Annotated in this window: 20 protein-coding genes and 1 tRNA gene; 10 read left to right on the top strand and 11 right to left on the bottom strand. The window is 59.9% G+C overall.

All coding sequences use genetic code 11. The annotated features are described in order from the left end of the window. Positions 1 to 222: 222 nt before the first annotated feature. Both CACC_RS00545 and CACC_RS00550 read right to left on the bottom strand, forming a co-directional pair. A complete protein-coding gene (locus CACC_RS00545; protein WP_005276287.1) occupies positions 223 to 1,074 on the bottom strand; it encodes a PrsW family intramembrane metalloprotease in 852 nt (283 codons plus the stop codon). Then, positions 1,075 to 1,656 carry a hypothetical protein gene (locus CACC_RS00550; protein WP_035108234.1) on the bottom strand — a complete coding sequence of 194 codons (582 nt, stop codon included), beginning with the start codon at positions 1,654 to 1,656 and terminating at the stop codon, positions 1,075 to 1,077. 42 nt (positions 1,657 to 1,698) lie between these two features. On the opposite strand from CACC_RS00550, the gene CACC_RS00555 reads away from it, so the two are divergent. From CACC_RS00555 to CACC_RS00565, 3 genes are all read left to right on the top strand, one after another. Continuing rightward, entirely contained in the window at positions 1,699 to 3,633 is a 1,935-nt protein-coding gene (locus tag CACC_RS00555; RefSeq protein WP_035108341.1) for a M13 family metallopeptidase, read from the top strand. 58 nt (positions 3,634 to 3,691) lie between these two features. Next, positions 3,692 to 4,570, top strand: coding sequence for an alpha/beta hydrolase (locus tag CACC_RS00560; RefSeq protein WP_005276293.1), 879 nt, complete (start codon positions 3,692 to 3,694; stop codon positions 4,568 to 4,570). A 65-nt stretch (positions 4,571 to 4,635) separates the two neighbouring features. Further along, positions 4,636 to 6,090 (top strand): PepSY-associated TM helix domain-containing protein, encoded by a 1,455-nt coding sequence (locus CACC_RS00565; RefSeq protein ID WP_005276295.1) that lies wholly within the window; start codon positions 4,636 to 4,638, stop codon positions 6,088 to 6,090. On the opposite strand, the gene CACC_RS00570 is transcribed toward CACC_RS00565, so the two are convergent. The 5 genes from CACC_RS00570 to CACC_RS00590 all read right to left on the bottom strand — a co-directional run bounded on the left by CACC_RS00570 (position 6,029) and on the right by CACC_RS00590 (position 14,306). Beyond that, positions 6,029 to 9,490 carry an arabinosyltransferase domain-containing protein gene (locus tag CACC_RS00570; protein ID WP_244262122.1) on the bottom strand — a complete coding sequence of 1,154 codons (3,462 nt, stop codon included), beginning with the start codon at positions 9,488 to 9,490 and terminating at the stop codon, positions 6,029 to 6,031. The genes CACC_RS00565 and CACC_RS00570 overlap by 62 nt on opposite strands. Positions 9,491 to 9,564: 74 nt before the next feature. Further along, positions 9,565 to 11,541, bottom strand: a complete 1,977-nt coding sequence (locus CACC_RS00575; protein WP_005276299.1) for a galactan 5-O-arabinofuranosyltransferase — start codon at positions 11,539 to 11,541, stop codon at positions 9,565 to 9,567. A 144-nt stretch (positions 11,542 to 11,685) separates the two neighbouring features. Continuing rightward, positions 11,686 to 12,444, bottom strand: coding sequence for a decaprenylphospho-beta-D-erythro-pentofuranosid-2-ulose 2-reductase (gene dprE2, locus CACC_RS00580; RefSeq protein ID WP_005276301.1), 759 nt, complete (start codon positions 12,442 to 12,444; stop codon positions 11,686 to 11,688). A 43-nt stretch (positions 12,445 to 12,487) separates the two neighbouring features. Continuing rightward, positions 12,488 to 13,903, bottom strand: a complete 1,416-nt coding sequence (gene dprE1, locus CACC_RS00585; protein ID WP_005276304.1) for a decaprenylphosphoryl-beta-D-ribose oxidase — start codon at positions 13,901 to 13,903, stop codon at positions 12,488 to 12,490. A 127-nt stretch (positions 13,904 to 14,030) separates the two neighbouring features. Beyond that, complete coding sequence (locus tag CACC_RS00590; protein ID WP_005276306.1) at positions 14,031 to 14,306, bottom strand: hypothetical protein; 276 nt, start codon at positions 14,304 to 14,306, stop codon at positions 14,031 to 14,033. Positions 14,307 to 14,340: 34 nt separating this feature from the next. Between CACC_RS00590 and CACC_RS00595 the strand changes: the two genes are divergently transcribed. From CACC_RS00595 to CACC_RS00605, 3 genes are read left to right on the top strand one after another with little or no spacing between them, the layout of a single operon-like run. Continuing rightward, a complete protein-coding gene (locus CACC_RS00595) occupies positions 14,341 to 14,805 on the top strand; it encodes a hypothetical protein (protein WP_005276308.1) in 465 nt (154 codons plus the stop codon). 9 nt (positions 14,806 to 14,814) lie between these two features. Next, positions 14,815 to 15,723: a plasmid pRiA4b ORF-3 family protein gene (locus CACC_RS00600; RefSeq protein WP_005276310.1), complete on the top strand. Its 909-nt coding sequence runs from the start codon at positions 14,815 to 14,817 to the stop codon at positions 15,721 to 15,723. A gap of 11 nt (positions 15,724 to 15,734) precedes the next feature. Continuing rightward, positions 15,735 to 16,175: a GtrA family protein gene (locus CACC_RS00605; protein ID WP_005280656.1), complete on the top strand. Its 441-nt coding sequence runs from the start codon at positions 15,735 to 15,737 to the stop codon at positions 16,173 to 16,175. A gap of 12 nt (positions 16,176 to 16,187) precedes the next feature. On the opposite strand, the gene glfT1 is transcribed toward CACC_RS00605, so the two are convergent. Continuing rightward, a complete protein-coding gene (gene glfT1 / locus CACC_RS00610) occupies positions 16,188 to 17,114 on the bottom strand; it encodes a galactofuranosyltransferase GlfT1 (RefSeq protein ID WP_005276314.1) in 927 nt (308 codons plus the stop codon). Positions 17,115 to 17,176: 62 nt separating this feature from the next. Between glfT1 and CACC_RS00615 the strand changes: the two genes are divergently transcribed. Beyond that, a complete protein-coding gene (locus CACC_RS00615; protein WP_005276316.1) occupies positions 17,177 to 17,842 on the top strand; it encodes a GNAT family N-acetyltransferase in 666 nt (221 codons plus the stop codon). Positions 17,843 to 17,845: 3 nt separating this feature from the next. Here the strand turns inward: CACC_RS00615 and wzt are convergent, their stop codons facing one another. Together wzt and wzm are read right to left on the bottom strand one after the other, a co-directional pair. Further along, entirely contained in the window at positions 17,846 to 18,646 is an 801-nt protein-coding gene (gene wzt / locus CACC_RS00620) for a galactan export ABC transporter ATP-binding subunit Wzt/RfbE (RefSeq protein WP_005276318.1), read from the bottom strand. A 56-nt stretch (positions 18,647 to 18,702) separates the two neighbouring features. Then, the gene (wzm, locus tag CACC_RS00625) at positions 18,703 to 19,554 is read right to left on the bottom strand and encodes a galactan export ABC transporter permease subunit Wzm/RfbD (RefSeq protein ID WP_042404151.1); all 852 of its coding nucleotides are present in this window, start codon (positions 19,552 to 19,554) and stop codon (positions 18,703 to 18,705) included. Positions 19,555 to 19,768: 214 nt separating this feature from the next. Here wzm and CACC_RS00630 point away from each other — a divergent pair, with 214 nt between their 5' ends. Continuing rightward, on the top strand, positions 19,769 to 21,022 hold the full coding sequence (locus tag CACC_RS00630; RefSeq protein ID WP_005276322.1) for an aminotransferase class V-fold PLP-dependent enzyme: 1,254 nt from the start codon (positions 19,769 to 19,771) through the stop codon (positions 21,020 to 21,022). Positions 21,023 to 21,050: 28 nt separating this feature from the next. Here CACC_RS00630 and CACC_RS00635 read toward each other — a convergent pair whose 3' ends face one another. Next, entirely contained in the window at positions 21,051 to 22,007 is a 957-nt protein-coding gene (locus CACC_RS00635; RefSeq protein WP_035108239.1) for an NAD(P)H-quinone oxidoreductase, read from the bottom strand. Positions 22,008 to 22,135: 128 nt separating this feature from the next. On the opposite strand from CACC_RS00635, the gene CACC_RS00640 reads away from it, so the two are divergent. Together CACC_RS00640 and CACC_RS00645 are read left to right on the top strand one after the other, a co-directional pair. Further along, positions 22,136 to 22,220: transfer RNA gene (locus CACC_RS00640), tRNA-Ser, on the top strand. A 769-nt stretch (positions 22,221 to 22,989) separates the two neighbouring features. Continuing rightward, the gene (locus tag CACC_RS00645) at positions 22,990 to 24,294 is read left to right on the top strand and encodes an LGFP repeat-containing protein (RefSeq protein WP_005276330.1); all 1,305 of its coding nucleotides are present in this window, start codon (positions 22,990 to 22,992) and stop codon (positions 24,292 to 24,294) included. The last annotated feature ends 39 nt before the right edge of the window (positions 24,295 to 24,333 follow it).

The following is a 24,333-nucleotide window of genomic DNA, read 5'->3' on the forward strand; positions in this document are numbered from 1 at the left end:
GGTCTTCAGTCCTTTAAGTGGAGGATAGGTGGCAAAAGCGCCTTGAAGCGAGTGTAGCGAAAGTCACTACCAGCATGTGCCATAGACCACATATTTATGCGCCCGAGAGAGCACCAGAAGGCTCAGGCGTTCAAAGCAACCGCGTTTGTCCAAAAATCGAGGGAAATTTTGGCGGAATGCGGTTGTTTTGGACATTTTGGGAGAAACAAGCACGGCTTGGGGTTAGCGGGTGAAGGCTAGCGCCTCCTCCGCAGTGCTGTGGCTATAGCTGTCATCGTTGTGTGCGTATTTATTGCCGCGCAGGATGAGCCAGACGCTCAGCGGGTACAAGATGATTGCCACGGAGAGGGCTTGGATGACGGCCGCGATATCGGAATCGTGCAGGTAATTCCAGCCAAAGTGGAGGAGGAAGGATACCGCGAGGCAGCCGAGTGCCACGCCGATGCGCCACCAGAGCGGCTTGGCGGCAGCGTAGAGGGCCCAGCCGATGCCCCAACCGGCCAGTGCCGTGAGCAAGACGTGCAGGCCAGGACCAGCGATAAGGCGCAGGCCCCACATCTGCACGAGCCCGGCGAAATCGCTATTCGGGTGAGTGGTAGCGCCCATGGAGCCGTAAAGGATGTTTTCGTTGGCTTCAAAACCAAGGCCGATGACGGCGCCGACCATCCACCCGTGCCAGGGGCGGTTGAGCTGGCGGAAGGACATCAGGACGAATAAAACGCCGGCGGCCTTGGAAATCTCTTCGGGATAGGCGCCGCTCCAGGACATGAAGGAATCGACCCAGCCTGAATTGATGGCGAGCTGCATGACCGACGGGGAGCTCATAGACGCCAAGCTAATGGCCATGCCGGAACCCCATAAAAAGGCAAGCGGTGCCCATACGCGCGCCGGGCGCGCCCACATCGGGCTCAGGCGCAATAGCGCGATGACTACCGCGACAAGGACCGCCGCGATGAGGAAGCTGATAATGCCCATTAGCGGCGAGATAAACAGCGTAATGACTGACTGGGAGATAAATCCGATAAGCCCCAGGCCGGAGAAAATCCACAGCGCGGTGCGAAAGAGTTTAGACATTTAAACCAAGGCCTTTCCAGAAAACTCCTCGATATCAGCAGTGACTTCTTCTGGTAATTCGTCTTGCCCAAAGGCTTTCCAGAGGCGTTCAGTGGTGGTGCGCGTTGCCGCGGAATCCCCGGTGACGGTGACCACCCAGTCCTTATTCTCGTCCGTGCCGGTGCCGTTGATGGAGATGGCGGCGGTGGAGGAGGGGGCATCGGCAAGCGCGAGGGCACCATCTTTACCTTCATGGACCTCGCCCTCGGGAAGGCCTGGGGCCATGCCATAGGCCCGGACCATGCGGCGCAGGGTGTGCTCATCGTCGTCGGTATCTTCCACGATGACGGCCTGCACGGTGACGTCACCGCAGGTCCAGCCAACGCTGGCCAGCGAGGCATAATCGCGCTCGCAGTACAGATCGGAGACAGTAATATCCCAGTCGTGGCTGGGATCAGACAGGGTCACCTGCTCTACATCGGCGTGGTGTTGCGGTAGCACCGCGTGGACGATGGCGGGCAAGGCAAGGACCACCGTCACAAAAGCAAGGGCGGCGATAAATAGGCTGCGCGGCCGGGCTGGTGGAAAGCGGAATTTTTCCATAGTCCATACCTTAACTGGAAGGTTTGGCCTACAGTGGCAACCATGAAAGATCTTTATCAATTGGTCAATGGACCTTGGGTAGAAAATCACGTTGTCCCAGATGATCGCGGTGTGGATGGCACCTTCCACGCGCTGCGCGATGAAGCAGAAGAACTGGTTCATGACATCGTTAAAGATAACGATGGTCGCCCCGGCAAGCTCTATGCATCCTTCATGGATACTGAAGGCGTCAACAATGCCGGCATGGCCCCGCTGGATGCGGACCTTGACCGCCTGAGCGCTGCCGACCCCACGGAATTGGCGCACCGCCTGGGCGAGCTCGAGCGCGAGGGCGTGGGAGCGCCGGCGACGTTCTGGGTAGAAAAGGACTCCGGCTCGGAAGAAGCCGTGGCCTATATCGTGCAATCCGGGTTGGGCCTGCCGGATGAAGCCTACTACCGCGAAGAAGCGCACGCGGAAACCCTGGCCGCCTACGAAAAGCACGTGGCCGAGATGCTGGGCTTTATCGAGCCCACCCGCCTATTTGGCCTCGGCACCGAGGTTGCAGCCGAGCGCATCGTGGGCTTGGAAAAGGAACTGGCGGCCGGTCACTGGGACGTGGTTTCTACCCGCGATGCGGTAAAGACCAATAACCCGTGCGAGTTTTCTGAGCTGCCCTCCATCACCCAAGCTTTGCTGGCCGGTGGAAAGCTGCCGGAGCACCGCGTGGTCAATATGATGCCGTCCTACCTGGAGCACTTGGAAAAGCTCTTTACCGCTGACCGCATGGCCGATTGGCAGCTATGGGCCACCTGGCACATTCTGCGCTCCCGCGCGGCCCTCTTGCCGGAGGAAGTGGGCGCCAAGAACTTCGAGTTCTACGGCACCCGCCTTTCTGGTGCCACCCAGCAGCGCGACCGCTGGAAGCGCGCGGTGGGCCTGGCAGAAAGCCTGGTAGGAGAGGAAATTGGCAAGGAGTTCGTGGACGCGCACTTTCCAGAATCCTCCAAGCGCGAGATGGATGAGCTGGTGGACTACCTCATCGCCGCCTACCGCGAGCGCATTTCCCAGTTGGAGTGGATGACCCCGCAGACCCGCGAGCGCGCCCTAGAAAAGCTCTCCCAATTCAAGGCCAAGATTGGTTTCCCCGATACCTGGCGCGATTACTCCGGGCTGGAGATTTCTGACCAAGGCGCGGATCTGATTGCTAATGCCCGCGCCGGGTCCGCCTTTTCCCACGACTATGAGCTGACAAAGATTGGCAAACCCGCCAACCGCGATGAGTGGGTTACCACCCCGCAGACCGTCAACGCCTTCTATAACCCGGTGGTCAATGACATCACCTTCCCGGCCGCCATCCTGCGCCCGCCGTTCTATAACCCGGATGCGGATGCCGCTGAGAACTTCGGCGCCATTGGCTCTGTCATTGGGCACGAAATTGGCCACGGCTTTGATGACCAGGGCTCGCAATTCGATGGCCAGGGCAACCTGAACTCCTGGTGGTCCGATGAAGATCGCGCGGATTTTGAGGCGCTTACGGCAAAGCTAGTGGAGCAATTCGATGGCCAGGTTCCCACGGTGCTAAAGGATGCCGGCACCGAATCTTCCGGCGTCAATGGCAAGTTCACCTTGGGTGAAAACATTGGTGACCTGGGCGGACTGGGCATTTCCGTGGTGGCTTACAAGAATTACTGCGCCGATAAGGGTATTGACCTGCTGGGCCAAGAAGAAGAATTTGTGGTCGACGGCGCAGAGCCGGAATTGGCCGAGCACACCTATAACGGCCTGCAGCGCTTCTTCTTGTCCTGGGCCCGCGTTTGGCGCACGGCCATCCGCCCGGAGATGGCGACCCAGTACCTAGCCATTGACCCGCACTCGCCCGCGGAGTTCCGCTGCAACCTCATCGCCGCGAATATCGCCGAGTTCTACGAGGCTTTCGACGTGGACAAAGACTCCCCGATGTACCTGGCCCCTGAGGACCGCGTCACCATCTGGTAAAACGGTTCTCCCCCGAGCCCACCTTGTGCGCATCATGTGCACGCGTAGGCTCGGGGATATGACTGATGCACACGATAAAGATCCGCACCGGCCGCTAGAGCCCGGCCAAGAATGGCGCATCGGCGGGCAAGACCGCCAGATGAGCGAGGAAGAACAGCTAGAGCAGCTGGTTTCTTATATCGACGCCCATTATGAGACGCCGGATTTCCGCCCGCCTTGGGCCGGCGGTGGCTCGCCGGAGGCGGACCAGTATTGCGCACTGTTGCCAGACCGCATCACCCACGCCGCCATGATGGTTCTGGGCACCGGAGTTAATCATGCGCTGCCCGGCACGGCGTTTACGGACGGCATTACCGTAGAATCCGCCGAGGTCGGCGCCATTTTTCGCCCCTCTGAGCCCACCGGCCGGTGGGCGGTATCGCTGCACTCCGGCGGCTGGTGGCGCGGCGATGGCAAGGCGCTGGAAATGCAGTGGCGCCCCGAAGTTGCCGCCGCCGCGCAGCTATCCGGCACCACGATCATTGACGTGGATTATCCGCTCGCGCCGGAGCATACGGTCAAAGACATGGTCGCGGCGGTCAACCGCGCCATTGATTACGCCCGCGAGCAGGGCGCCTCCCACGTCACCACGTGGGGATATTCTTCCGGCGGTGCATTGGCAGCGCTCGCGCCTGCCGATGCCCTCTTGCTCACCTTCCCCGATTTCGGCGCTCTGGCCAACCTGCCGGAGGACTACCGCGTGGGCTATAAGCTGCCTAAACAATTCCCCGAGACCTTCGTGCAGACCGCGACCGAGGACGAGGTAGCCGATCGCGTCCACATCCCGCAGGCGCACGAGCGCGATTATGTCTCGACCCACCGCGTATCCACCCCGGCCGTGGCGCGCCAACGGGTGCAGGATGCAGCCGAATTTTTGCGCGGTGAGCTGGCGCAATAGATTAAGGCTCCATTATTTCAGCGATAATCGGGAACTTATGCCAATAAGGCTGCGACTAGTGAGCCATGAAGACTACAACTCATGGTGCGCTATCGCGCCTGCATAAGTTTGCCGGCGTGATCGTCGCGCCGTTCCTCATTGTTGCCGCGCTCAGCGGCTTCTTCTACGCGCTCGCGCCCACCCTTGAGCAGTGGGTGTACCACGATGAAATCACCGCCACCGCGCAGGGCAGCCCGCGCAGCTTGGACGATCAGATCGCCGCGGCGCAGCGCCAACACCCCGGCGCTGCGGTGGCCGCGGTGGAGGCGTCTGAAGATCCAGAAGAGACCACCCGCGTGCTGTTCACGGATCCAGATGCTAAGAGCCCTAGCTACACCCATGCGGTATTCGTTGATCCAGTAGACCTGCGCATTACCGGCGAAGAACAACAATACGGAGGCTCGCGGGCGCTGCCACTGCGCACGTGGCTATCCAACGGCCACCGCACCCTGTGGCTGGGCGAGCCCGGCCGCATCTATGCGGAGCTCGCTGCGTCCTGGCTCGGTGCGCTGACGATCGCCGGTGTCTATCTGTGGCTCAAGCGCAGGAAGAAAACCCAGAAGAAAAACAATAAGGCGCTGCGGGTGCACGCCCGCTTGGGCAGCTGGTTGCTGCCCGGTTTCCTATTCCTCACCATCACCGGCTTGACCTGGTCGATGGTTGCCGGCAGCAATATTGGCAAGGTGCGCGAGGAGCTCAACTGGAAGGAACCGTCCGTGGCAACTTCTGTGGCAGAAGCCGGTGCCGGCACAGGGGCAGGCGAGGGTTCCGGCGCGCATGCTGGCCACGAGGGCCACGGGGGTCACGAGGGCCACGGGGGTCACGAGGGCCACGCTGGGCATAGCAGTGGTGAGGTCACGGACAACGACGTGCTCGAGGGCGCGCAGACGGCCTTGTCCACCGCTCGCAGTGAGGGGCTTACCGGGGTGCTGCGGATGACCCCGCCGGAGCAGGTCGGCGATGCCTGGACGGTGCGCGAGGGGCGCGCGGCATACAAGCTGCGTAGCGATGCCGTCGCGGTAACCGCAGATGGCCGTGTCATCGACCGCATCAATTCGGCGGATTGGCCGCTGGCCGCCCGGCTTACCTCCTGGCTTATCCAATTGCACATGGGCACCCTCTTCGGCATCTACAGCCAGGTGGCCTTGGCCGCGCTGGCGTTGGGCCTTCTCGTCATCAGCATCGCCGGGCTGTGGATGTGGTGGAATAAGCCGCGCCGCCGCCTCCCCGAGCTAAAAATAACCCCCGCCGTGGTGGCAGGGGTTGTGATCTACTCGATCATTGCGCCGCTATTTGGAGCATCGCTGCTCCTCTTCTTCGCCGGCGACTGGCTGGTACGTCGGCTGCGGCCCCAGTCCCGATCCCGGTCCCGGTCCGGCTCTCAGTCCGGACCGGGCCGCAGCAACGGGGACAGTGGGCCTACTGCTCGTCCTCGGGGCGAATCTTCATCTCGGATTCCTTCCACAGTCCAGAACGGGTAACGTCCTCGTAATCAATCTCCGCGTCGGCCGGGGTATTGCCCTGCGAATCGGTACGCAATTCGTACTTTTCAATGGCACCCCAGTCGCGCGCCCAATCGTTGTTGAGGTAGCTCGGGATTTCGTAGGAGTAGTTCACCGCTTCCGCGGTGGACATGGCGCCACCACCGGCGAAGGATTGGAACTCCGTGAGCGAGGTCTGCGCCGAGGCATCCGGCAGGATGCGGTACTCCGGAATCTCGGTCACGCCGGCGTAGTGGTCAAAGGTGCGCTGGCAGGGGAACTGCAGGGCCACCGCCCAGTCCAGCAAGGCTGGGGTTTCCTTGGGGAATTGGTTATTGATGGTGTCCAACTCCGGCACGCGCGGTGGGGTAAAGGCAATCCAGTCATCCTCGTCGGTGGAGTCATCCTTGGCCACGAGGCGAACCACGTTGGCATCGTCAGGCAGCTTATCCATCGGGATGCGCAGGTTGCGCCACTTGGGGGTTGCACCGACGGCGGACATCTCCTCTTCGCCCTTATTGCTGACGTTGCCATCCTCATCGATGGTGCCGTACTCCAAGGTGAGCTCCATGCCGTCTTGTTCCACGCCGTTGACGTCATGGTGGTAGATATTGCCGGCCGCAGAAACCGCGAGCACTGGGGTCTTCTCGGTTGCCTCCGGCAGGTTGTACCACTGCGTGGTCACCTGCGAGGTGGCCTCTTGGTCCTCTGAGTACGAGCCCAAGACCGGCACGGTGGTGTAGTCCAAGTTGAAGGGCAAATGCATGGTGGAGCCATTGACTCCTTCGGTGCCGCGCACGCCGCCCTCAGAGGTATTAGTGGTCTCTCGGGCGTGCTCATCCTTTTTGCGCTTGGTCTCCTGCGAATCAGAGGAACCAGAAGAATCGGAGTCATCGCCGCCCAATTCGGTATCCGAGCCCGAGGTCGCGTCCTGCGAGGCAGAATCGGAGTCTCCCGAGCTGCCACCGATGGCACCAACGGAAGCAGAGTTCTGGTCTTCTGGCTCGATCGACTCGGGGATATTATTCGGCCCGAAGCCAGCGTGGGTCTCGTCCTCATTGATGAGCGAATCGCCCAAGCTACCGCTGACCGGAGTGAGGAAGGAGTCATTGGTATTGGTCTCCACCAAGGTCTCGTTGGCCAGCGAGCAGGTATCGCCGCGCAGGGACGCGAGGTTGCCCTTGCCCACGGAGTAGGAATCCGCCTGGGCGATGGTGGACTTGGCAAAAGAGGCCATGGAAAAAGCCACCACAATGGCGCAGGCTAGCGCGATGGGCGCGGACATGATGCCGGCCGAGCGCGATACCTTGGCCGCGGCGTCGTCCTTGAACTGTTCCACAGTGCCGTCTTCTTGCGCCTGCAGCTTGCGGTGATCGTGGCGCAGGGATTGCACCACGCCAACCGCGAGGACGACTAAAGAGATGGCCAGCAGGATCTTATTGGCCTCAACACCCTTGAACTGCACCGTGCGGTCCCACCACGGGATGCCGAAGGAGGAGACATACCACCATGCGTTCCAGCCCGCGAACGTTAGCGCGAGCAAGAAGATGACCGCCGCGATGCTGAAGGTGCGGGCGCGCGGCGAGTGCAGCGCAAACCGGGAGAGGACCACGGCGGCGAGCGCGGCAATGACACCGGCTACTCCGGCATAGATGCCAAAGTGATGCGTCCACTTGGTTGGAGTGAACATGAGGAAGAACATGGACAGCGCCACGATGATGAGCAGGCGCTGGGTAGGGCCAACGGCGATGCCGCTGATCCGGCGATCCTTAATGACCGCCGCCGCAATAAGTGCCAGGCAAAACAGCATGGTAAATACAGCGAAACGGCGGGTCAGCGAGCCGTCCACGGATTCTTGGAAGAGCGTGGAGTAGCGGGCGTATTCCGAATACCACGGCAGCGACGGGCCGACCTCAGAGCGGACGCGGGTGGATTCCATGACATTGGCCAAGGTTTGATCCCCGAATGCTGCGACCATGATGGCGGTGCCAGACGCCAAGAATGGTGCGATGAGGGCAAGCCATCCGGTGGAGCCGCCGCCCATGGCGGGAACGCGCTCGCTCATGGCGCGGAAAAGGTGGGGCACGCTCACGAGGAAGACTCCGACTGCAAATAGGCCGGTTGGTCCAGCGGCCAGCGTCAGGGTAGCGGCGATGGTACCCACCGCGGCGGGCAAGAGGCGGCGCGTGGCGATGGATCGCTCAAACGACGCCCAGGTCAGCATGACGCCGAAGGCCACGATCGGCTCCGGGCGAATGCCATTGTTATACGGCAGCCAGAAGGCTAGGAACATCAGCGCGGCCGTCCAGTGGCTAACGCGGCGCTTGTCGATGACCTCCCCAAACCGCGGCAGCATTTCGCGCGAGAGGATAAACCAGGTGATAAGACCTGCAATCAAGCCCGGCAGGCGCACAAAGACGGACGCGGTGGAGATTTGGGACAGCAGCGCGACGAGGTCGTAATACGGCGCACCGAAAGGCGCCTCGGGCACGCCGTACCAGCGGTAATAGTTGGCCATGTAGGTGGCGTTATCGAAGACGCGGCTCATGGAGAAGATGAAGCCATCGTCCGAGGTATTGGCGCCGAAGATGTACCAGAATCCCAAGATGGCGGCGACCACGCCATCAAGCGGGCGCACCTTCTTCCACGATTCCGGCATGAATTTCAACCGGCGGCCATCAAGCCGGTCGATGCGCCAGAGGCAGTAGAGGGACACAATGACCATGACGGCGCCCAGCCACATGGCGATGGTTTTAATCGGCGAAGGCGAAGAGGTAAACCGCGAGTTGATATCGACGTGGACATTGAGGCCATCATCAACCAAACGCTGCACGTCGGCCTTATCGTCCAATTCGGTATAGACGCCGGTTACCTGCGGGCGCAGATCGTCGTCGGTGGTCTTCTTATGCTTGCCCACGCTGACGGTGGTGCCGTCGCCGGTGGCGGAGATCTTGAGCTTGGCGGCATCGTCAAGCTGCGCTACCTCCTTGGCGTTGAGGGTAAGCAGCACCTCATCGAGCGAGACGACGGATAAGCCGTCATCGTTGGCGCGGACGAAGAGCCCGCGGTTCGAGGCCTTCTTTGACTCCGGCGGCACGGTGCCGTAGACCATGTTCTGGCCATCGCGCAGCTCATTGACCGCGGACATGGGGATGGTGGCCTCTAGCGACTCGGGAGCCACGGAGATAAGCGGTGCGTTGATGGATTGCACCAAATCATGCTGCGGCCAATCATAAGACGACTGGGTCTGATCCACCGGCAGCAGCGGGGTGGCTATAAAACACAAGAAGCCAATCAATCCGGCAATGATCGCCGTCCACCGCAACCCCTTAGGGGCGGTGGAAAAGCTCAAGCCGGAAGATCTCGCTTTATTCGAATTCACAGTTAGGCTATCTGACACGGCGATTAGTGTACGTCAGATACGCCCTACTTCTTGGGTGCACGCCCGATAACACGGGCGAAGTGTGGGTGAACTTACTGGGTTCGTACCGCTGTTACGAAAGGACCGGTTTGTTTGAGCTCCCAGCCCTTGTCAAAAACCTCGGCGTTGAAAAAGACCGCGCGGAAGCGAATATTGGGCTGGTTGGGATAAATATCCTCGGCCAAGTGCAGCTTGTAACCGTCGTCCTTATTGTCCAGATCGCCGCGGAAAATCATGACATCTGGCCCGCGCCATGGGGTGGAATCCAGCGACTCCTTGAATTCCTCTGGGGTTTGCTCCCAGGAGTCATTCGCCCAGGTTTCAATCTGGTCATTGCGGGTCGTAAACTCGCCCAGCGGATTGGCATAGTGGCTGGTAAAGGCGTTAAAACCCCAGTACGGGTAGTAGGCCATGAATGTCTTTTCATCCGTGAGGACCACGGTTTCATTGGCGGTATAGCCCTGGTCCTGGATGAAGTTGTGGATATCTAGGTAGTGGTGGGAGGAATCGCTGGTAAAGCGGTCCCCACGCTCACCGTAACCATCGGTATCGCGGTAGGCGTAGTCGATGGCATCCTCATTTTCCTCCGGGATCTGCTGGGCATAGAACACACCCGCCAGCGTCAAAATGACGCCGAAGACGGCGGTCAGACGCTTATTGCCCGCGCTGGAGAAGCTAGCGGGGTACAGGCGGTGGATGCCAACGGTGCGCACCTCCCCTAGGGCGAGGATGCCGGCGGTGGCAAAGAGCAGCACCACGATGACCTCGAGGCGGAAGCTCAGCAGCGTGGTGCCGGCCAGGGTCACCACCATGGATAAGATGATCCACCCGTAGATGCCGATGAGGGCAAGGCCGAGCGCGCGCATCTCCGTGTTTTGCAGGCGCATGACGATGTAGACCAGGCCGACCAAGCAGAGGAATCCGACGATGCTCAAGGACAAGAAGGGCACCGGTATCTGCGTGCCTTCTTCCGGCAGGTAGTGCTGCGCGGTGGTCTGCAGCGGGGCAGAGGAGTGCAGTACGCTCCAGAGATAGGGTGCCCATGCGATGAGCGCGATGGCGATAGAAATAACCGCGATGATGATAAGGCGGATAAGAGGGCGCCACGTGCGCTCATAGAATGCGGTAAATACCGCAATGAGGCTTACGACGGTAAGCGCGGCCGCACCAGTAAATAGCGTGTAGAACGTGGCGGAAATGCCCAGGTACAGCGCCACCGCAAGGGTGGATAAGCGCGATCCCTGGAAAGCCCTAGCGCTCAAGACCGCAATGGCCGGGATGCCCATGGCGATAACGGCAGAGTATGGCTCTTCCGCCGCAATGGTGAGCGTGACGGCGGTGGTGGTCAGCGCGATTGCGGTTCCCACGGGCAGGGACTTAGTGAGGTGCTGCCAGATGGGAACGAGGATGCAGCCTGCTACCGCGATGGAAATTAGCGACCAGGGCTGGTAGACCTCCCAGCCTGGGACTCCGAGCAACGAGCCGAGGCGCCCGCCCAGCCAGAACCAGCCCAACGGGTAGAAGGTGGGCATGTCCAGGTAGTTCATGTCCGCATAGCCCATTTGATCCACCGAGCGGGTAAGGAACTGGGTGCGGAATGCTTGGTCCACCTGTACGCCATCGAGCCACAAGCGCGAAGCAGAAAGCGGCAGGCCGATAGACGCGAGGGTGAGAAGGGCCGGCGATAGGTAGGTCACCGCGTACGTCACCCACGTGCGCCACCGCGGCCTGGAGAAAGTCTCCTTGTAGTGGTCATAAATCCACCACACGCTAAATCCACCGGCTAGAACCAAGGTGATGACGACGCCGACGGTAGATAGCGCGCGGGTGACCATGGAGGTATTAAAGGACGGCAGGGATACCGCCTTGAAAGCATACCAACCAAGGAGGGTGACGATGCCGCCACCGAGGGCGGCGAAAAGGATACCCAGCAGGGTAGAGCGGTGGGGGAGTGCATCTGCGTGATACGCGGTGGTGCGATTCTTCTCGCTCGCTGGAGCTTTTTGGGAAGGCGTAGCTGGGCTTGTCATGCCCTTTAGTTTCGCATACCTTAATCCCACTTCTGGGATAAGGCGCGGTGTGAGCTGGCTTATTAACTAGCAAAGTGCGCAGGGCCGCGGGCCTTTTAGGGGCCCTGCGTACCCTGCGCGCTGCGAGGCACGCCGGAACCGCGGTTAGAACGGCAGCTTGCGGAAGATAGGCTGCGGGATGAACTTGAATGCCAACGAGACGTACTTGAACAGCGGGTGGACGTAGATGGATTGCTTGCCATCCAGTACCGCCTGCACGGTGGCCTTGGCCACGTCAGAGACGTTGACGGTCAGCGGGGCATCGCCGGCCTCGGCCGACATCTTGGTGCGAACCTGGCCCGGCCGAACGACGAGCACGTTGGCACCGGTACCGCGCAGTGCTTCATCCAAGTTGATGTAAAAACCATCCACGCCGGCCTTGGAGGCGCCGTAGACAAAGTTGGAGCGGCGCACGCGCATGCCGGCCACCGAGGACATCGCCACGATGGTGCCGTGGCCCTGCTGCTTGAACTTTTCGGCCAACAGCACGCCGACGGAGACGGGGGCGGTGTAGTTGGTCTGGGCAGAAGCCACGGCCTTGTCGTGGTTTTGCCACAGCTCTTCCTGATCCCCCAGGGTGCCAAAGGCCACGATGGCGATATCGACATCGCCGCGCTCCCAGGCCTTATCGATGACCGCCGGGTGCGATTCAAAGTCGGTGGCATCAAAGTCCACGACCTCGACATCCGCGCCGCGGGCTTCTAGGTCAGCCTGTGCCTTCTCGATGCGCGGGGACTGGGCGCGGGCAGCCAGGGTGACCTTGGCGGGTCCGCGCTCAAGGAACTCGGCGACAACGCCGAGGCCGATTTCAGAGGTACCGCCCAAAAGCAGGATGTGCTGGGCTTGGCCTACTGCATTAAGCATGGTTGAAAAATCTCCTTCATGAGGGTGGTTATGAGTCCAGTGATTAGTGCAGCTCGAGGCGGCGGGACATATCGGAGGCAAAGACCCCGGTGGGGTCGATGTCATTGCGGGTCTTGAGCCAGCCTTCCAGGCCCGGGTACATCTTGTGGAAGTTTTCGGCGGAGGTGCGCGATTCCTTTGCCAAGTACAGGCGGCCGCCAAATTCCATGACGCGGCGATCCAGGTCATCGAGAAGCTCGCCCAAGCCCGGGCGGATGGGGAAGTCCACGCAGACGTTCCAGCCCGGCATCGGGTACGACAGCGGCGCGCGGTTTCCTTCGCCGAAGAGCTTGAATACGTTGAGCGCGGAGTAGTGGCCGGAGCGCTGGATATCGCGAATGATCTCCTTGAATGGCTCCACGGCCTCTGTGGGAACGACGAACTGGTACTGCAAAAAGCCCTTGGAACCGTAGCCGCGGTTCCACTCACCAATGAGATCGAGCGGCTGGTAGAACTGCGTCAAGTTCTTGACCTGGTTCTTCGCCGGCGCGCCCATGGTGTAGTAGGCCAAGCCCACAGCGGACAGGCTGAGCTTATTCAGCGTCCAAGACGGGAAGATATCCGGCACGGTCATCAGCTGCGGCGCGTTGAACTTCAGCGGATCCTTCGCCAGCTTGGGGGCCAATTCCTCGAGCTGCGCCAAGGTGGCCAGCGAGCCGCGGGAAATGGTGGAGCGGCCTAGCTTCGGCTCAGGGGAGATGACATCGAACCAGGCGGAGGAATAGGTGTAGTTGTGCTCCGAACCATCCGAGTGGAAGGCAATGGTTTCTTCCAGGTTATCGGTGCGATCCGTATCCGCGATGAAGTAGGCGGTCTCCGTCTTGGTCATGCGGATGGTAGCGCGCAGGATGATGCCGGTAAGGCCCATGCCGCCGATGGTGGCCCAGAAGAGCTCACCGCTCGGGTCATCCTCGCTGCCCTCTGGGGTGAGGTGGAGTACGCGGCCATCAGCAACCAGCAGTTCGATGGAGACCACGTGGTTGCCAAAGGAACCGGCGGAGTGGTGGTTCTTGCCGTGGATATCGGGGCCGATGGCGCCGCCGATGGTGACCTGGCGGGTGCCCGGCAGGACTGGAACCCACAGGCCATAGGGCAGCGCGGCCTTCATTAGTTGGTCAAGGGTGACGCCACCATCGACATCGACAAGCGCGGTCTCCGGGTCAATGGAGTGGATCTTGTTCAGCTTTTGCATGTCGATGACCAGGCCGCCGCCATTTTGGGCGGGGTCACCATAGGAGCGTCCCATGCCGCGGGCGATGACGCCGCGGCGCAGGTGGGCGGGCTTGTCCGAGTTATCGTCCGCAACCTGTGCCACTGCGTTCTTGATGACGTCCACGTCTTCCGTGGACAGCACATGGGCGGTCGTGGGGGCGGTGCGGCCCCAGCCGTGCAGGGACTTTTCGGTGGTATGTAGTTCCATCTCTTACTCTTTGCTCGACGGATTGTATCGATGTACCAGCCTACCTAGCTCATAGTGCGGTGGCTGGAGTGACGTTCGTGATATTTAAAACATCGTGGGGCACACAGGCGGCCCCGAATGGTGTGTTTCAGAGATCCATGATCTCGCGGATTTCTTCCGGCAGGCTTGCTTGGGACTCAATGGTGGGCCCTTCGTAGGTGCCTAAAATCTCGTACACGCGGCGCCGCGAAGTGGAATCCAAAATCGGCATTTCCTCTGCCATCAGGCGCGTCATAAAGGGGCTAAGCGGCAGATTGGTGTGCTCTGTTGCTTCAAAATGCCCGTTGCGCTTATCGTCCTCGGCACGCTCATCCTGAGCGGCTTGCTGGGCCGGCGTCATATGCTCTGTCTTTTCCGAGTACATGCGCAATAGCTTACCGCCGCTTAGAGTGGTCGCTATGACAAACAACCACGAAGCAGCAGAAAAATCCCGCGATAATTACGCCCTCGATGACACCTTGGCAGGCCGCATCACCCAAGCTGCCGCACAAGGCATCGTCACCTCCTACCCGGACTGGATCAAATCCAAAAAGGGCCTTATCACCGCCTATGTTTTGTCCACGATTGGTTTTGGCGCCTTGGTGGCCTATACCAACGCCCAAGCCGAAGAGGATGGCGATGAACCGCGCTCCCCGCAGGAATTTGCGGATAAGGGCCTAAAGCTCTGGGCCATTTTGGCCGCGGTGCTCATCTTGGTGGGCCTTGCTTTGTGGGCCGATGTAGCCGTGTCCCGCAAGGTGGTGTCTTTCCTGCGCAAGCGCGGCGTTAAGCGCCCGTGGACGCTGTTGGGAGCAATCGGCGCGGCGACGACGTTTATCATCAGCGAGCTCGAAGCGCGCGATATAGAAAAACTGGCTTCTTAAAATTTGCGTATGGTGGGGCCCATGAATGCAGGGGTCACCGATATTGCACAGGCGCGGGCTCGCCGTGCTGACCCGCTGCTGTCATTAAAGCGGGAACCGCTCACCGTCATCTGCCAAGCCTCCAATATCCGCGCGGATGAGGAGGTCCACCGCCAAATCGGCTTTAGCGATGCGCTTACCCTGCATGAGCTGCAGAAAGTGCTGCACATCTGCTTTGGGCTGCCGGATGAAAAGTCCCCGTGGCACTTTTATGAGCACACCGATGCCCGCGGTCCGCGCCTTGACCCCGAGCGCCAGGCTTCCGAATTCCTCTGGCGCGAGGGCGACCAGATCGATTTTGTGTGGGGCCTCTGGGACTTTGAGCTGGTGGTCGCGGAAATCTATCCCCGCGATAATGGCACCCCCAGCGCGCTGTGCGTGGGCGGCTCGGGAAGCCTCTTCGCGCCCTTTGAACTTACCGCGGTGAACCGGGCATTAACCGGTGAAAAGATCACCGATGAAGTCTTGGCACAGGTTAAACCCCAGGTAAGGGCATTAATCGAGCGCACCAAGCTTTATGACTTTGTTCCCCTCTTACAGGCCATGGACTTAAACCGCGGAAGCGACCTGCCCGCGGCCACCGCCGAGGCACTGGCTAGCCTGCCGCGTGAGGTTACTAATGAGGGCAAGGATGCCTTTTGGTCCATGGCTTTGGCGCTATCCTGCATGGGCGGTGATGAGCTGACCGATTCTGTGGTGGAAACCACCATGGATGCCTTGGGCTGGGTCAACGATGATGGCAACACCTTGAAAGGCGCGGAGATTCGCGCGCTGTGCGATGCCTCCTTGCACCAGCTATCCCAGATTGGTGCCTACGGCAAGGACGCCGCCGCGCCGGTGTACCGCCTAGACATGTACCGCGCGCTGCTGCGCGGGTAAGCTAACTGCCTGTGACTAATCCACTTGAAGATGCTGCAGAAGTAAAGCGCCCCTCCAGCTCTTTGAAGCAGCAGCTGGTGCGATTTATTGCGGTGGGCGTTTTTGCCGCCGTCATTGACTATGGGTTGACGCTGTTATTGACCCATCTAGGTCTGCACCGCTCTGGCGCGAAGGCGATTGGTTGGGTCTTTGGCACCATCGCTGCCTACCTGGCCAATGCGCGCTGGACCTTTGGCACGAAGGTGTCCGGACGCACGGCCGCGACGGTGGGCGTGTTATACGTATCCACCTTTGCCGTGCAGAATTTCTTGTACTGGGTGCTCAATGAGCCGCTGATTTCCTTAGGCTTTGAGGGCGCGGTGAAAGACACCATCGCCTTTGTCATTGCCCAGGGCGTGGCGACGGTGACCAACTTTGCCATCCAGCGGGTCTTTATCTTTAAAGAAAAGTAGGTCTGCTGCGCCTTAGGAGCGAGTGCCGGGGCGGCGGAAATCCTCGCGGCGCCCGCGGTTGTGCAGCTTGAGCCACTCCAGGAAGCCTGCCGGATCGTGGCGTTGGACCAAGAAGAACCAGCCAAAGCGGGCAAATTCCTGGGGCAAAAGCTTGCGCATGCCGCGCTGCCACAGCAGGTAGCCGCGGTTGCGGTAGGTGAAAAAGCGCTTGAACTCGCCTTCCGGGTACTGGGTATGCATCTTGCCGCCCAGGATGGGCTTGAATTCATCCGAGCCATCTGGGTGCAGGTAGCTGGTGGTCAAGGCGGTGCCGAAGGACAGCCCGGAATTGACCAGGCGGCGGTGGTATTCCACCTCGTCGCCGCGGATGAAGAGGCGATAATCAGGCACGCCGATGGTCTGCATTGCCGCGGCGGAAATCAGGGCGCCGTTAAACAGAGAGGCGATGCCGGGCAGGAAGTCTCCCTCGAGTTCCTCCATGCGGCGGCGCCACACCAACCCTTGGCGCAACGGGAAGGCCAGGCGGCCGGGGTCATCGATATTGCACACGGCGGGCGAGACCTCGTGCAGGTTATTATTTCCTGCCACGCGGTATAGCTCTTCTAATACGCCGTAATCAGCGGGGCGGCCATCATCATCGGCGCACCATACGGCATCGGCACCCAGTGATAGCGCGGTAAGGAAACCGAGGGCGAAACCGCCCGCACCGCCCAGGTTGGTCTTGGACGGCACATAGACCGCTCGATCACCTGCCAGGGATTCCACCGCGTCACGGACCGCATCTTCGGCGCCATTATCCACCACGATGACCCACTCGACGGGGTGGGTTTGGTTGACTACCTTTTCGAGCGAGGCGCGCAGCAAGTCCGCGCGCTGGTGAGTGACAATGACGGCAGCGGTGGTACCGGTGGAATCAAGGGTGGCAGTCATGCGTTCCATCTTGCCACCGGGGAATGGATCTGCCGCGGATAAACACTCCGCGTGGGCTAAGCTGACTTTCTATGGAAAGCATGTGGCCACCGTTCGGGCTAAGGATATACGCGAGCGATACTACCCACCCCGGCATCGAACTCCGCGTGATGCGCGATGAGGATATTGCGGCAATCGCCGGTGTGGCGGCAGAGGATATCTACGGCGCAGACATTCCGGATTATGCCTTTCCGTGGCTCTTTAAGCCCGGGATGAATACGCCTGCAGCGGCGGCCCAGTTCCGGTGGACCAACCGCGCGCAGCTGTGCCCAGAGAAATGGTCCTTGGATTTCATCGTGCGCGAGGTGCATTCGGGGGAAATCCTGGGCACCATCGATGCGCGGGCGGAGGATTTTGCTACGGCGCGAGAAATCGCGACCGGGTCGTGGGTCTTTCACCGCTTCCAGGGCCAGGGTGTGGGCACGCTCATCCGGCACGCGGTGGTGGCCTTTGGGCTCGATTACCTGGGCGCGCAGGCGATGACCACGAGCTGGGTGGCACAGAATGAGGCCTCGGCGCGGGTGAGCCAGAAGCTGGGTTACCAGGTGGTTTCTGAAGGAGAAGAAAAGGCGGGGCCAGAGAATAGTTCGCAGCGGCACGTGACTGCGCGCGTGGAGGCCGACACCTATAAACGCCCGGATGACCTGCACGTGGGGGTCTCCGGGCTGAGCCAGCAGCTGCTGGGGATGCTGCGCTAGCTTCTACCCGGCTGCCTCTTCGCCCTCAAAGCGCTGGCGCAGATCGCGCACGTATTCGCCTACTTCTGGGCCCTCGTACTGGCCCACGACCTCGGAGACCTCGCCCACGGAGCGGATTTCGCCGTGATCGATCCACAGCGCGGTATTGCACAGCTGCGCCAAAAAGTCATTGGAGTGAGAGGCAAAGACCAAGATGCCGGAGCGCTTAACCAGCTCTTGCAGGCGCACGCGGGCCTTGGCCATGAAGGCGGCGTCGACGGCGCCGATGCCCTCATCCAGCAGCAGGATTTCCGGCTCGATGGAGGTCACCACGCCGAGGGCTAGGCGCACGCGCATACCGGTGGAGTAGGTGCGCAGGGGCATCGATAAGTAATCGCCCAGCTCGGAGAACTCCGCGATCTCATCCATCTTTTTCTTCATCTGCTTGATGGACTGGCCCAAAAACAGCCCGCGGATGATGATGTTGTCATAGCCGGATACCTCCGGGTCCATGCCCACGCCCAAGTCAAAGACGGGGGCGACGCGCCCGCGGACATCGGCAGTACCGCGCGTGGGCTCGTAGATGCCGGAAAGCAGGCGCAGCAGCGTGGACTTGCCGGCGCCATTGTGGCCAACGAGCCCGACGCGATCGCCTTCGCGCAGGTGCAGGTTAATATCCCGCAGCGCCTCAACCACCACGGTGTTGTGGGCATTTTTCCCAATGGCACCGCCCGCAGTAGAAAGCATGGCCTTTTTTAGGGAGCGGGATTTAGCATCAAAGATGGGAAAGTCCACGCACGCGTTATACGTATCGATTGAGACCATTAGTTTTTATCCTTTCAACGAGCCTCATGGTGGGGATGGGAGTAAAGGAAGGGAGGCTATACCCAGTAGCTCACGCGGAAGCGCCACTTGCGCATGACTAGCCCGGCGATGAACAGGCCGATTGCGGTGCAGCCGATGACGATCCACCAGTGGTAGGCGGCAACGGGCTCACCAATCATTGGGGCGCGCACGATTTCCAGGTAGTGATACAGCGGGTTGATTTCCGCGATGCGGGCGCGGTCCGCCACCGCACCGCCTTGGTCCTTGAGCGTATTGGTCATCCAGACAATCGGGGTGACGTAGAACAATAGCTGCGTCAGGGCCTCTAGCAGTGGGGCAACATCGCGAAAGCGCGTGGCGATGATGCCAAAGAACATGGTGACCCACACACCGTTGATGAGCAGGAGGAGCAGCCCGGGGATGAAGAGGAAGAATTCCCAGCCCAGGTTGCGCGGGAAGATCATAATGAGCAAGAGCCAGATGATGAGGTTATGGCCCAAAAACAGCGTTTGGCGCCACACCAGGCGGTACACGTGCACCGAAAGCGGGGCGGGAAGCTGCTTAATCAGTCCCTCATTTTCAATAAAGACCGTGGCGCCTTCCTTGATGCAGCCCGAGATGAAGGTCCACATAATAAGGCCCACGGTGACGTGGGGAAGGAATTCCGCGACGGGAATCTGGAAAAGCATGGAATACAGCAGGCCCAAGGCAAGCGCCATCACACCGGTGGCGATGGTGATCCAGAACGGGCCAAGGACAGAGCGGCGGTAGCGCTGCTTGATATCTTGCAGGCCCAGCTTGAACCACAGCTCACGCTGCTGTGCACCCCGCGTAAGGTCCGCGAAAGCAGCCTTGAGGGTCATGGACTGGGACGCTGGGACGGCCTCGCCTTCTGGCTGGGAGGTCATGCGGGCGATATCAGCGCGCAGTTGATTGTTATCTTGCACGCCCAACACCCTAGCGCGCGTGCTGGGCAAACGGGGAACTACACGCCGCTATCCTGCGAAAACAGCGATGCCCAGGGAAAATTCAGATTTGGGAAACTGAAGCCAAATGCGTATACAGTAGGGAATCGACCGCCACGTGGTGGCAGTTGTTCAGTGCGATGAAGAAGGGGACTTAATGCCAGCAGCTTCGGCACACTATGACGTCTTTAGTGCGCGAGGTTTGTACACCGGGCTATCTGATGGCTGGACGTACCTCAACGCGCACGCGGTGCCCCAAATTTCGGAGCGCGTGACCTCCGGCGTTGCCCGGTCCTTCCGGATGGCGACGGCGGTAGCGACGCAAGAGGGCCCAGGCGGCGCCCACTCGGCCGCGCCAGAGCCGGGTCGGTTGGCAGGCGATGGCAACTACGCGGCAGCGCGCATGGCCATTGCGGATCTCACCGGTTCCAAGGCGGACCGCGTGGTCCTTGGCCCATCCTTGCCCGTGCTGTATCAATCCTTAGCGCGCGCGGCACGCCCGCTATTGGGCAGCAACTCCTCGGTGGTGCTGTCCAAGCTGGACCCGCCCACGCTGTATTCCGCTTTTTCTGAGGTGCGCGCCGATATCCGCTGGGCGCAGCCGGATCTGGGCACCGGCGAATTGCCGGGGTTCCAGTTCGCGGAGCTTGTCGATGGCTCCACCAGGCTCGTCTCCTTTTCCGCCGCGCATGAGCTTCTGGGCACGGTATCCCCGGCCGAGGAGATCATTGACACGGTGCGGGGGCGCTCGCGTGCCTGGACGCTTCTCGATGTCTCCGCAATCGCGCCCTACCGCCCCATCCGCTTCGATGAGCTGGGCGCGGATATCGTGGGCATCGACATCGGCCTGCTTGGCGGGCCCCAAATGGCCGCCTTGGTCTTCCGCGATACGCGCATGCTCCGCCGCCTGGATGCCCTAAATCCCATCTATTCCAAGGAAGACGGCCGCAAGCTAGAAACTCCCGTCTCCTCCGGCTTGGCCGGCGGCGTGGGGCCGCTGGTGGACCACCTCGCGGCCCTGGCCGGTGGGGATAAGGGATCGCGCCGGGTGCGGCTTAATAAGTCCATGACCGCCCTGAGCGCCTACCTCGAGGACTTGCGCGCGGATCTGTACTCATTTTTGAGCACGCTTCCCGCCGTGCACATCCTGGGTATTACCGGCGAGGCAGCAGCGGGTGCGTCCGATAATCGCTTGCCGCGCCTTACCTTTGCGGTCCAGGGCGTGCCCGCGGAGACGGTGTACAAGCGCCTCTTTGATAATGGGCTCGTCACCACCCTGGCCCCGCAAACGCCGCTGCTTACGGAAATGGGCGTGGAAGAGATCGGCGGTGCCGTCACCGTGGCATTAGGCCCGTTTAATACCCACTACGATATCGAGCACCTCGTTCGCGTCGTTGCCTCGCTCGCCTAGGTTCGCTTGAGTAAGGCGCGCCGGGAATCTACACCGTAAGCACCAGCGTGCCGGTGACCTCGCCGCTGTCGAGGGCGGTGTGGGCTTGGGCGGCATCGGCAAGCGGGTACGTGCCATGCAGCGCGTGCTTCACGCGGCCATCTTCCAGCATGGGCCACACATTCTTGATGGTGCCGGCGACGATCTCTGCCTTATCGTCCAAGTCACGCGCGCGCAACGTCGTGCCCTGAATGGTTAGGCGCTTCGGCAGCATGGGGGCTAAGTTGATATCCGCCTTGGTGCCGCCCTGCATGCCAATGATGATGAGCTTGCCGTCCTTGGCCAGGCACTTCATGTTCTTTTCCAGGTACTTCGCGCCGATGATATCTAGGATGACATCGCAGCTGCCCTTGAACTCGTAGACGAAATCCTGCTCCTTGTAGTTGATGAGAATATCCGCGCCGAGCTCGCGGCAGCGATCCAGCTTTTCCTGCGAGCCGGCGGTAACAGCCACCTCAGCGCCCAGCGCCTTTGCCACCTGGATGGCAAAGGTACCGATGCCACCACCACCGCCGTGGATGAGCACGCGCTGGCCCTCGTGCAGGCCCGCCTCGATGCCCAGGTTGGACCACACGGTGCAGCCGACCTCAACCACGGCCGCGGTTTCTTCCAAGCTAAATCCCTTGGGCAGCGGAAGCAGTTGGCCCTGCGGGACGGCGACGTATTCCGCATAGCCGCCGCCCGCGAGCAAACAGCCCACCTCGGTACCGGTTTCCCAATCCGTATCGCCGGCATCCTCAATCACGCCGGCGGCCTCTAGGCCAATGATTTCCGATGCCCCTGGCGGCGGCGGGTACGCGCCCATCGTCTGCAGAATATCGCCGCGATTGACGCCCGCTGCCTTCACCTTCACCAGTACCTCGCCGGATCGCAGCTCAGGAACGTCTACGTCCTGCAGCTCTAGCGACCGTGGGGTATCAGGATCGGTCTGGACGATTGCCTTCATCTGTGTAGCACTCATACCGCCAATCTAATGGAGAAGGTGTGGTGTGCGCCACGTCCATTTCCTCGTGGGGCAATGTGATTCGCGCGGACCGGTTTAGTAAGCTAACCAAGTTGCCTTTTCGGCACGATGGAGACGTGGCAGAGCGGCCGAATGCACCGGTCTTGAAAACCGGCGAGGTTTATTCCTCCGCGGGTTCAAATCCCGCCGTCTCCGCAGGTGTCATGAGTCGCGACATGCTTGACAGGTCAGTCGCGACATCGTTGACAAACCGGCATCTCAGTTGTTTTTGTTCTGGGTGCCGGTTTTCTTGTTATTTGGGGTTTAGGGGTGGGTCCCCTTTTTTCCAGTAGGGCTTTTGGTAGTCGCGGGCTGTGTCGATGTAGTGCTCGGTGATGATTTCTCCGGTCGCAGCTAGTGATGTGGTTGTCGGCGATGGCCATGAGGATTTTTGTTTCTTGAATGCGCGCCCGATGCCTAGGTGGAAGAGTTTGCCGTCGTAGCGGACGGTGACTTTGCCTTCTGTCCCAGACGATGTCTTTTCTGGTGCGCCATTCTTGTGTGGGATTGTTGAGGCTGGCTTTTGCCTAGGCCCACCCCACGAAATTAATACCCCCATACATGACCTTCGCTGCCTCTTACCAGATTACAGAGACAACTACAAGGCGTAACACCGGGACCCCCACCTTGCCCAAATGGGGCGGAAGCTCTCAGTTTCTTACACTGTCGAGACTGTATGTGCAGCATGAATGTTTAGATTAGGGTCTAATATACCCCCATATAGGTTGGTTCGAGTGTCGTTCCAGGATTTGAAAATCAAGGCTGTGCATGTGTTACCTGGCGTTTTGGTGAATTATTTAGGTTTTAAGAAAGTTCCTAAATATTTAACTATGGACTACCCGTATGCGTAAGGCTACCCTAACCTTATCTGTCAATTATCTGGTGTTTAGCTGTTTTTAAATGCGGTGGCGGGAAAGGGCTACGGATGAAATTCGCTAAGAAGTTGACTGCAACTATTGCGGTATGTGCCAGTGTTACTTTTGCTGGTGCTGGTGTTTCAAGCGCCAAGGTTTTTCACGGCCATTGGATTGGTGGCCGTATTGAAGAGGCGTATCACCGGCTTGGTGGGTGGCAGACTTTTGGCGACGCTACAACTGATGAGCGTGTAGCTAAAAATAATGGTCGGTTCCAGGTGTTTGCTAAGGATGCCTCCATTTATTGGCATGCTGGTGTTGATAATGGAATTGCTCACCAAGTGGGTGGGCGTATTCGCAATAAGTGGGGAGATCTTGGCTGGGAAGGCGCGGCCTTGGGATATCCCATTACGGATGAGTTGAAGACCCCTGATGGTAAGGGGCGGTTTAACCATTTCCAGGGCGGGTCTATCTACTGGTCGCCAGAGACTGATGCTCATCAAGTGTGGGGAGGCATTCGCGATAAATGGGCTCAGCAAGGCTGGGAGACCGGTGAGCTAGGGTACCCAACCACTGATGAGTTGCTTACCCCGGAAAAGACTGGGCGCTACAACCATTTTCAAGGCGGATCTATTTACTGGTCACAAGCTAGCGGAGGCCACAGTATTTCTGGCCCCATTCGGGATTTCTGGGGAAGTCAGGGATGGGAGCGTAGCTCTTTGAAGTTTCCCACATCGGAAAAATACGCTGCAGGCGGAGGCATAAAGCAGGATTTCCAGGGCGGATCTATTCAGTATTTTAAGCCTACTGGCAAGGCCCTAGAGGCTTATGACAATCAAAATATTTCAAGCTACCGTCAGATTTATCCACTGTTTAACACCACCGACTTCAAGCGGTGGCATGCAGCCGGGGTCTATCGAGAGGTTATCCAAAACATGGATAAATACTTTCCCCTCTCCGGGTGTCCTGACGAAATTACCGAGGGCTCTGTATGCACTTTTACCGGTGTGGGCGGAGCTAAAAGCAAAGTAACCGTAGAACGTATCTCTGATGAGGGATTCTCACTGGTTACTGCTAGCGATCATCCTGAAGGCGGCGGCAGAACACTAAACATCCGATTCGATGAAGTAACTTCCCCCAATGCCGGTGATGACAATGTTGTCTTTGACAACGACAGCGTAGAAACTTCCTACACCGGCTCTGACAAAACATGGGTTCGTCTCGTAGTTGAATCCTTTGGTCCGACACAGACCTCAAAGGTTCAAGGTCCTTTTAGCTCCGATCACATTGGTTCACAGGTATGGAGCAAGTTTGCCGGAACTGTGCGTTCAACAATTGACTCTTCCTCGACGACGTATATCCCGTTGTCGAAGTAACCACGGTGTTCAACTACGTACCTAAAAGCAAGGAGCCTA

This window comes from Corynebacterium accolens (assembly GCF_023520795.1).
GTDB classification, from domain to species: domain Bacteria; phylum Actinomycetota; class Actinomycetes; order Mycobacteriales; family Mycobacteriaceae; genus Corynebacterium; species Corynebacterium accolens.